Genomic DNA, 9183 nt, shown 5'->3' with positions numbered 1-9183 from the left:
CAACATTTTGTGCTTCGAGCACGGCAATAGACGATCAATCAAGTACGTAGGGCTTGATTTTTTATTGCACCGGCATAAAAAACGAAGATTTTTATGTAAGTTTGTCATATTACTTATTCATGAAAGTGAAATAGAATTTATATTAGTTATTGTAACTTTAAAAAATTAGCTTATGGTATTGATAGACGGTAAGGCAATATCTGAACAGATAAAGCAGGAAATTGCTCAGGAAGTGGCTCAGATAGTAGCTTCAGGAGGTAAGCGTCCACATCTTGCAGCCATACTTGTGGGGCATGACGGTGGAAGCGAAACTTATGTGGCTAATAAAGTCAAGGCATGCGAAGTTTGTGGTTTTAAGTCCACTCTTATAAGGTTCGAATCTGATGTAACCGAAGAAGAACTTCTTTCGAAGGTCAGGGAATTGAATGCTGACGATGATGTAGATGGTTTTATCGTGCAATTACCTTTGCCTAAGCATATATCTGAGCAGAAGGTTATAGAAACAATTGATTACAGGAAAGATGTGGATGGTTTCCATCCAATCAATGTTGGGCGGATGTCTATTGGATTGCCGTGTTATATCTCAGCCACTCCGAATGGTATATTGGAATTATTCAAAAGGTATAATATTGAGACAAGCGGTAAGAAATGTGTTGTCTTAGGCAGAAGCAATATCGTAGGTAAGCCAATGGCTGCTCTTATGATGCAAAAAGCGTATCCCGGTGACGCTACAGTGACGGTTTGTCATAGCAGAAGTAAAAATCTTGTAGATGAATGTCGTGAAGCTGATATTATTATAGCTGCTTTAGGCCAGCCGGAATTTGTTACAGCCGGAATGGTTAAGGAAGGTGCGGTTGTTATAGATGTGGGTACAACCAGAGTGCCGGACGCAAGCAGAAAGTCAGGATTTAAGCTTACCGGAGATGTGAAATTTGATGAAGTGGCTCCAAAGTGCTCTTATATTACTCCGGTTCCTGGCGGTGTCGGTCCGATGACTATTGTTTCACTAATGAAAAATACTCTTCTTGCAGGAAAGAAAGCGATTTATAAATAGGCTGTTTGAACAGCTTTTTAATGTTCACTAATCAATGTCCAAACAACTAATGCTATTTTGAGTTTCTTGTTTTGAAGTTTATGAAAGTAGTGAAAAGATATATATTACGATTGTTGCCGGCGGTCATGTGGCTGTCGGCAACAACTGTTTTTGCGGTAACCTCGGATACTCTTTCAATTTTCTTTGCCGGAGATCTTATGCAGCATGAAGCTCAGATAAGGGCGGCAAAAAATGGGGAAGGTATTTATGATTATAGTAATAATTTCAAGTATGTCAGGTCTTATATACGATCGGCTGATATTGCTGTAGGTAATCTTGAAGTAACATTGGGTGGTGCGCCTTATAGGGGTTATCCTGCTTTCAGCGCACCGGATGAATTTCTTTATGCGATACGTGATGCCGGGTTTGATGTCCTTATGACAGCGAATAATCATTGCCTTGATAGGGGACGTTCAGGTCTGGAGAGAACTGTAAAAATGCTTGACTCGCTTAAAATAAAGCATGCAGGCACTTATGTTAATAAGGAAGAGAGAATTCATAATTATCCTTTGCTGGTCGAGAAGAACGGTTTTAAGGTTGTGTTCCTGAATGCGACGTACGGAACCAATGGGATATCTGTAAAAGAACCTAATATCGTCAATTTCATAGACAGGGAACAGTTGAAATGTGATATTATAAAAGCAAGGCTGATGAAGCCGGATATTATTATAGCTTTTATGCATTGGGGCGTGGAATATAAAACTGTGCCGTCGTCAGAAGAAATAAATCTGGCTAAATGGCTTGTTGATATGGGAGTTGATCATGTGATAGGGGCACACCCGCATGTGATTCAACCGGTAGATGTGATAGGGGATGCTGTATCGCCTCAGAAACATCTGGTGGCATTTTCATTGGGGAATTATATTTCCAATATGAGTGCGCGGCATACAGATGGAGGATTGTCAGTAAAATTATTCTTTAAGAAAGTTCACGGAATAACACGTCTTGTCTCATTCGAAAAAACATTGGTATGGACTTCGAGACCTGCATTGAATAGTAAATCGGATTTTATCATATATCCTTATAATGTTGATGCAAGTTGTCTTGGTAATACTGAAAGACAGCGCTTTATAAGGTATATGAATGATGCGGAGCAAATATTGGGGAAAAATGTTTTTCAATAAATAGGGACAAAATCGAAAAAAAACAGGATAAAAGTTTGCATAAATGAAAATAATGCGTACCTTTGCATCGCTTTTGAAAGGAAAGCCAACATGGTGACTATAGTTCAGTTGGTTAGAGCGTCAGATTGTGGTTCTGAATGTCGTGGGTTCGAGTCCCACTAGTCACCCTTTCCTAATTCTTAAGCTGACATGGTGATTATAGTTCAGTTGGTTAGAGCGTCAGATTGTGGTTCTGAATGTCGTGGGTTCGAGTCCCACTAGTCACCCACTATTTAAAAAGATTTAATTTTTTAGTCCTGTATATTGTTATACAGGACTTTTTTTATATAAATACTTTGCCTAATTTGTACTTTTTTATAAAGTTTTTATTATCTTTGCCAAAAAGAGCTATATGAGGTTTCGTACGGTCGTAAAAATAGGAGTTGGGCTATCAGTATTGCTATTCTGTTTAGGTGTAGCGTTTTATAGTTTTGTCAGCATCTCGGATGCGGAAAAAGGAAACGATGTTAATATGTTTTCTTTGGTCCCTGATGACTGTTATGGAGTCCTTGACACTGACAATATAGCGTATTATACCAGCGAGTTTCCTCGTATGTCGTATGCTGTAGATTTGGAAAACCTTCACCATTCCGAATTAATCAACAATATTCTCAATGATATTACTGAATATACTTCCGTAAACACTCATGGGCTGTCAAATCAGATAAAACGTCTGATGATTAGTTTTCATAGCTCAGATACGACCAAAGATGTTATTGCTTACTTCAAAATAACTTCTGGCGCCAGACAATTTGTTCTTGATATTCTCCGACAGAAATATGGTTCGAGTATAACTGCAAAAACAGAAGAATATAGAGGTAAGAAGATTGAAATTTATCCTTTGGGTAAAACCGCTAATTTTCTTTCTGTTCTATGTGGTGAAGGCTATATAATAGTAAGTTATCATAAGTCATTGATTGAAAGGGTCATTGATGCCATAAAAGATGGAACGTCACTGGAGAATGATTTGGTATTTTCTAAGCACCAGTTTAAAAAATCGGCTAATTATTTGACTTTCTATGGCCGTACGGCTTCATTTCCATATTTAGGCGAAGGACATAATCATGTTTGGAGTGAGTTTGATTTGCACCTTAACAGTGATGTTCTTTATCTAAGTGGTTCGATGTATCAGCCTGACAGTTGTTTGCAGGATATAGAGTCTCGTATGTCGCACATCGCTCCGCTGTCAGAAGATAGTGTATTGATTGTTTCAGGACGTGAAAAAGTCGATTCATGTATTATCCATGCGATGTCATTGCCTCATACGATGATATTTGACGAGTGTCTGTCAAATTTATCGAGAGATGCATCATATATCATGGTTGCGGATATGAATAAAGTGGCGCAAGACCCTAAGAGCTATAGTCCTTATATCCCGGATTTCATTTGCAGAAACATTAATCTGTTCCGTTCGTTTATAATGTCATCGCAGGTAACTGAAGTAAACGGAAGATTTTCTCATATATATGTTTTCACGTATAAGGAATAGATCATTACCTTACTTTATTCTTTTTGAAGTGCGGTCCGGCCTTGAATCTGAAATAAAACATTGAAACCAGGGTCAGTATCGCTCCAAACAGGTAAGCGTATTTGAATGAAGAAATTTCGGCAATGCTACCTCCGCTAAGCATTCCTATTCCTATACCTACATCCCACGACGTCAGGTATGTGCTGGTAGCTGTTCCTCTTTGGCTGTTTGGGGCAAGATTAACGAACAGTGTGTTGTAAGCCGGAAACATGGTTCCGAATCCTACACCCAATAAAAGTGAAATAGCGAAGAAGAATACAGTGGTAATAGTGTAGCTCCACTCAATAGTCCATCCGCAGGCGGTAAGTCCGAAATAGCAGAATGCGACAAGGTACATGCCTGCCATTATCACTTCAGTGATTTTTCCTTTATCAACAAGTCTTCCACTAAAAAGTCTGCTAATGGCCATACCAACAGCCATGAACGTGAAAAAAAGTCCTGTCTCGGCAGTAATGCCAATTTCTTTGGCGTACATTGCCACATAGTTTGTTGTCATACCGTACGGTATGGAAAGCAGTAACAGGCTTAATCCTCCTGGTAATCCTTTGATTAAAATAAATCTGTCGAGTGAAATCGGTTCTCGTTTTATTGGTGGGCGGTATGTCGTTTTTACGCACGAAGCCATAATGATGCCTAATATTCCGGAAAATAGGGCGTATGAGAAAACTGTTGTGTACGAAGCACCTGCATTATGCATGAACAGTCCGAACATAGGACCTATAGACATGGCAAGATTGTTTGTCAGACCGTAATATCCAAGTCCTTCACCTCTTCTTGACGACGGCATAATGTCAATCACTAATGTATTACCGCCTACCGTAACCATTCCGAACGACAATCCGTGTATCACTCTTAATATGATAAACAGTGTAAGTGTACCTGCCAGCATATATCCGGCAAAAATTGAAGTAAATATAAAGTAAGCTACCATGTAAAGAGGCTTCCTCGCGAAAGTATCAAGAAAATAACCGGAAAATGGTCTTATGCACAAGGCGGCTATGGTGTAGCACGAAAGTACTATTCCGATAGTAGTGTTTGAAACTCCGAAAATCTCATCAAGATAGAAGGGGAGTACCGGAATAAGCAGCCAGAAACCAAAATAAAGCAGGAAGTTTGCAGCCAGAATGCAGCAATAGCTTGGAGTGATAAGTTTATCTTTACTCATATCTATATATATGGTTTGCCCGTTTCATAGTTAAAAGGCACGGATTCGCAATACCGCGGTCACCGTGCCTAATATAAATTATATGTTTTCGTAGCGCCCTCTATCAGTTGGCAGCTTCAAATTCAGTCAAGAATCTTGTGTCGTTTTCAGAGAACATACGCAAGTCTTTTACCTTATATTTAAGGTTTGCAATACGTTCGACACCCATTCCGAAAGCATATCCTGAATAAACCTTGCTGTCTATTCCGTTAGCTTCGAGTACGGCTGGGTCAACCATTCCGCATCCGAGAATTTCAACCCATCCTGTATATTTGCAGAAAGGACATCCTTCACCGCCACAGATGTCGCAGCTTATATCCATTTCAGCGCTTGGCTCTGTAAATGGGAAATATGATGGACGAAGACGTATTTTTGTGTCTTCACCGAACATTTCTTTAGCAAACTGCAACAACACCTGTTTCAGGTCTGTGAATGAAACATTTTTGTCAACATACAGACCTTCTACCTGATGGAAGAAGCAGTGTGCTCTGTAGCTGATAGCTTCGTTTCTGTAAACACGTCCCGGACAGATAACACGGATTGGAGGTTGAGAAACTTCCATCACACGGCTCTGTACAGACGATGTATGTGTTCTAAGGATGATGTCAGGGTGACTTTCGATGAAGAATGTATCTTGCATATCACGTGCCGGATGATCTTCAGCGAAGTTCATAGATGAGAATACATGCCAGTCGTCTTCCACTTCTGGTCCATCGGCAATGGTAAATCCCATGCGGCTGAATATGTCGATAATTTCATTTTTTACGATACTAAGCGGATGGCGTGTACCTAAATCGACAGGATAAGCGGTACGTGTAAGGTCGAGTTCAGCGGCGCCATTGTCTTGTGCCTCGAAAGCTTCTTTCAGAGCGGCGATACGTTCCTGAGTACGGTTTTTCAGCTCGTTTAGTTTCATACCAACTTCCTTCTTCTTGTCTGCAGCCACATTTCTGAAGTCGGCCATCAGTGCATTGATTGCACCCTTCTTGCTTAAGTATTTTATTCTCAGTGCCTCAAGCTCTTCAGCGTTCGAAGCCTTTAAATCTTCTATTTCCTTAAGTAACTGTTCTATTTTTTCTAACATATATTATTGTTTTTGTTATTCTTCTTTTTTTATATTGGCGCAAAGTTAAGTATTTAAACTGAAATATTACCTTTTTCATGTAATAAAAAAGAAAACTTGTCCGATATTCGTCAGCGAAAGAAAAAAATAGGTATTTTTGCCGCGTATTTTATATTAGGCATAATTAAATGAAAAATATTCTATTGGGATATGTTTTGCTGCTCATGGTTGCATCGTGTATGGGGCAGCGGAAAGGCTCTGGTGCTTATTCCGAAGATTCGGAAGCGGATTTGTTTTTAGAAGATTCGGTTTGCTTGCCTGATGAAGACTTTTCGGACACTTTGATTGTTGTGGAAGAGGTTGTTCCTGTCACAGCTGATGCCAGTTTTATTGATTTTCTTTATTATTTCACTTCCGACCAGGAATTTCAACATTCAAGAATTATTTTCCCGGTTTCATTCTATAATGATACCACTGTAACAAGACTTACAGAAGATCAATGGACGTTCGATCCTATGTTTAGCAACGAACAGGTATATACTGTGATATTTGATAAGGAAGAAGAACTTGAACTTGAAAACAATTCGGAATCTACAAGTGTTCAGGTTGACTGGATGTATCTTTCCGATAAGAATGTCAAGCGTTATTATTTTGAACAAAAAAACGACCAGTGGTATCTTGAGGCTGTCAATAAGGAAAAAATATCCCGTCAGCAGTCTGGTGGTGAAGATTTTTATGATTTTTATGCAAGCTTTGCTTCCGATTCTATTTTCCAGTCTGAGAGACTTTCAGACCCTTTATTGTTTTCTACAGTAGATCCGGAGGATGAATTTTCTGTTCTTGAAACCACTCTCGAAAGAGGACAATGGTTTGCTTTCCGTCCTCCAATGCCTGCAGACAAACTTACAAATATTCGTTATGGACAGAAGGAAACAGAAAAATCCAATAGAAAAATTGTTGAGTTCAAGGGATTAGGTAACGGATTTAGTTATACTCTTTACTTCAGACGTACGCATGGCAAATGGAAACTTTTTAAGTTCGAAGATTTAAGTGATTGATAAATACTACAATAAATATGATTAAAGAATATACAGACTATCCTATACTTAATTACAATACCTTCGGAATGGATGTCAAGTCGTCTTGTTTTGTGGAATATTCATCCGTTGACGAATTAAAATCATTCCTTTCTTCATACGATGTAAAATTGCCGATACTACATATCGGTGGGGGTAGTAATCTCCTTTTCCTTTCCGATTTTAAGGGAACTATCCTCCATTCTGCTATAAAAGGATTTGAAGTGGTTGATGAAACTGACGAGTGCATATATATAAAGGTAGGGGCAGGCGAAGTGTGGGACGATTTTGTCTCGTATTCAGTGTTAAAAGGGTGGTATGGTATCGAAAATCTTTCTATAATTCCGGGCGAAGTAGGTGCGTCTGCAGTACAGAATATCGGAGCATACGGTGTTGAAGCTAAGGATGTAATCCATAAGGTACACACAGTTCGGCTTTCCGATGCTTCCGAACGTGTGTTTTCTAATCAGGAATGCAATTATTCATATCGAGACAGCATATTTAAGGGTGAAATTAAAGGACAATATATAGTAACTCATGTCACATATCGTCTTGGCAAGAAACCTGAATATCATCTTTCGTACGGAAATATCAGTTCGGAACTTGATAAACGAGGTCTTGAGCCATCATTGGTAAATGTCAGAAATATAATAATTGATGTACGCCGTTCCAAGTTACCTGAACCGTCAGAATTGGGTAATGCCGGAAGTTTCTTTATGAATCCTATGGTTTCAATGCGGAAGTTCAGACAGTTGCTTGAAGAATATCCTGACATGCCTCATTATCCTATTGACGAAGATACAGTAAAAATACCTGCCGGATGGATGATTGACCGTTGCGGATGGAAAGGAAAAAGCATCGGTCCTGCAGGTGTATATCATAAACAGGCACTTGTACTAGTTAATTTAGGAGGTGCGACAGGAAGTGATATTGCTGGTCTTGCCAATGAAATAATAAAGTCTGTAAAAGAAAAGTTCGGTGTAGATATACATCCGGAGGTAAATTATATTTAATATGGAAGTTATAGAAGTTAGAGGAGTTAAGAAGTTAGAGGAGTTAGGAAATTATAGAAGTTATGGCTTCATTTCACTTTGATGATGTTGAACCTAAGTAAAAATACAAATCAGCTATATGAAGATTACGATATTGGGAAGCGGAACATCTACCGGAGTGCCTCAAGTGGGGTGTACATGTCCGGTGTGTACCAGTACCGATCCTCGCGACAGGCGTCTCAGATGTTCAGGACTTGTAGAGCTTGACGGAGTAAGGGTACTTATAGATTGTAGTCCTGATTTTCGTGAGCAGATGCTTCGTTTGGGCGATTTCGGACCTATCGATGCTGTGCTTATAACTCACGAACATTACGACCATGTTGGCGGACTCGACGACCTTCGTCCTTTCTGTCAGTTCAAGGATGTACCTGTTTTTGCCGAAGACTATACAGCCGACCGCCTTCAGCAACGCATACCATATTGTTTTGTTGAGCATCCATATCCCGGTGTGCCACGGATACCATTACAGAGAATAGAACCTGGCAAGCCGTTTTCAGTAACAGGAATGTATGGAAATACTGTAGATATTACTCCGTTCAGGGTGTTTCATGGCAAGATGCCTATCCTCGCTTTCAGAATAGGACAGATGGCTTGGGTGACGGATATGACTGAGATTCCGGATGAAAGTAATGTATATCTTGAGAATCTTGATTGTCTCGTGATGAACGCACTCCGTCTTGAACCTCACTGGACGCACCAGAGTCTTCCTGAGGCTATTGAGCGCGCAAACAAAATTTCCGCAAAGGAAACATATTTCATACATGCCAGCCATCATATCGGTCTGCATGCAGATGTGGAGAAAATGCTGCCTGAGAATATGCATCAGACATATGATGGTATGGTGATAGAGTTCTAATAAGCATCTAAATAGTATTTAAACAGCATTTAAACGGTATTTAACCCAAGTTTGATAGTAAATTTATGCTTTTCTTTGCTACTCAGTATTTTGCAATTTTCATTTGCTCCTCTGTGTACTACAAACTTTTTTCTATTTTGATTTTTCT

8 protein-coding genes and 2 tRNA genes are annotated in these 9183 nt (G+C 39.4%); 8 read left to right on the top strand and 2 right to left on the bottom strand.

Annotated features, from left to right (window positions below):
• Nucleotides 1-172 precede the first annotated feature (172 nt).
• The 5 genes from folD (at nt 173) to H6A27_RS13570 (ending at nt 3745) form a co-directional block, all read left to right on the top strand.
• Nucleotides 173-1054, top strand: coding sequence for a bifunctional methylenetetrahydrofolate dehydrogenase/methenyltetrahydrofolate cyclohydrolase FolD (folD, locus tag H6A27_RS13590; RefSeq protein WP_204403790.1), 882 nt, complete (start codon nt 173-175; stop codon nt 1052-1054).
• 80 nt (nt 1055-1134) lie between these two features.
• On the top strand, nt 1135-2217 hold the full coding sequence (locus H6A27_RS13585) for a CapA family protein (protein ID WP_204509072.1): 1083 nt from the start codon (nt 1135-1137) through the stop codon (nt 2215-2217).
• Between the two features lie 93 nt (nt 2218-2310).
• Nucleotides 2311-2384 (top strand) — tRNA-His (locus H6A27_RS13580).
• A gap of 25 nt (nt 2385-2409) precedes the next feature.
• Nucleotides 2410-2483 (top strand) — tRNA-His (locus H6A27_RS13575).
• Nucleotides 2484-2608: 125 nt separating this feature from the next.
• Nucleotides 2609-3745, top strand: a complete 1137-nt coding sequence (locus H6A27_RS13570) for a hypothetical protein (protein WP_204403794.1) — start codon at nt 2609-2611, stop codon at nt 3743-3745.
• Nucleotides 3746-3749: 4 nt separating this feature from the next.
• On the opposite strand, the gene H6A27_RS13565 is transcribed toward H6A27_RS13570, so the two are convergent.
• A complete protein-coding gene (locus H6A27_RS13565) occupies nt 3750-4949 on the bottom strand; it encodes an MFS transporter (protein WP_204403796.1) in 1200 nt (399 codons plus the stop codon).
• A gap of 103 nt (nt 4950-5052) precedes the next feature.
• The gene (locus H6A27_RS13560; protein ID WP_204403798.1) at nt 5053-6072 is read right to left on the bottom strand and encodes a phenylalanine--tRNA ligase subunit alpha; all 1020 of its coding nucleotides are present in this window, start codon (nt 6070-6072) and stop codon (nt 5053-5055) included.
• Nucleotides 6073-6239: 167 nt separating this feature from the next.
• Here H6A27_RS13560 and H6A27_RS13555 point away from each other — a divergent pair, with 167 nt between their 5' ends.
• The 3 genes from H6A27_RS13555 (at nt 6240) to H6A27_RS13545 (ending at nt 9035) form a co-directional block, all read left to right on the top strand.
• The gene (locus H6A27_RS13555; protein ID WP_204509071.1) at nt 6240-7109 is read left to right on the top strand and encodes a DUF4348 domain-containing protein; all 870 of its coding nucleotides are present in this window, start codon (nt 6240-6242) and stop codon (nt 7107-7109) included.
• Between the two features lie 20 nt (nt 7110-7129).
• On the top strand, nt 7130-8140 hold the full coding sequence (murB, locus tag H6A27_RS13550) for a UDP-N-acetylmuramate dehydrogenase (RefSeq protein WP_204509073.1): 1011 nt from the start codon (nt 7130-7132) through the stop codon (nt 8138-8140).
• A 118-nt stretch (nt 8141-8258) separates the two neighbouring features.
• The gene (locus tag H6A27_RS13545) at nt 8259-9035 is read left to right on the top strand and encodes an MBL fold metallo-hydrolase (RefSeq protein ID WP_204509070.1); all 777 of its coding nucleotides are present in this window, start codon (nt 8259-8261) and stop codon (nt 9033-9035) included.
• Nucleotides 9036-9183: the final 148 nt, after the last annotated feature.

It is taken from the genome of Bacteroides caecigallinarum, assembly GCF_016902295.1.
GTDB classification, from domain to species: Bacteria; Bacteroidota; Bacteroidia; order Bacteroidales; family Bacteroidaceae; genus Phocaeicola; species Phocaeicola caecigallinarum_A.
This window is presented reverse-complemented; position numbering and strand designations above follow the sequence as displayed.

Coding starts and splice junctions, on each gene's coding strand:
- H6A27_RS13570 (WP_204403794.1), top strand. CDS start 2,609: ATGAGGTTTCGTACGGTCGTAAAAATAGGAGTTGGGCTATCAGTATTG.
- H6A27_RS13545 (WP_204509070.1), top strand. CDS start 8,259: ATGAAGATTACGATATTGGGAAGCGGAACATCTACCGGAGTGCCTCAA.
- H6A27_RS13565 (WP_204403796.1), bottom strand. CDS start 4,949: ATGAGTAAAGATAAACTTATCACTCCAAGCTATTGCTGCATTCTGGCT.
- H6A27_RS13585 (WP_204509072.1), top strand. CDS start 1,135: ATGAAAGTAGTGAAAAGATATATATTACGATTGTTGCCGGCGGTCATG.
- H6A27_RS13555 (WP_204509071.1), top strand. CDS start 6,240: ATGAAAAATATTCTATTGGGATATGTTTTGCTGCTCATGGTTGCATCG.
- H6A27_RS13560 (WP_204403798.1), bottom strand. CDS start 6,072: ATGTTAGAAAAAATAGAACAGTTACTTAAGGAAATAGAAGATTTAAAG.
- folD (WP_204403790.1), top strand. CDS start 173: ATGGTATTGATAGACGGTAAGGCAATATCTGAACAGATAAAGCAGGAA.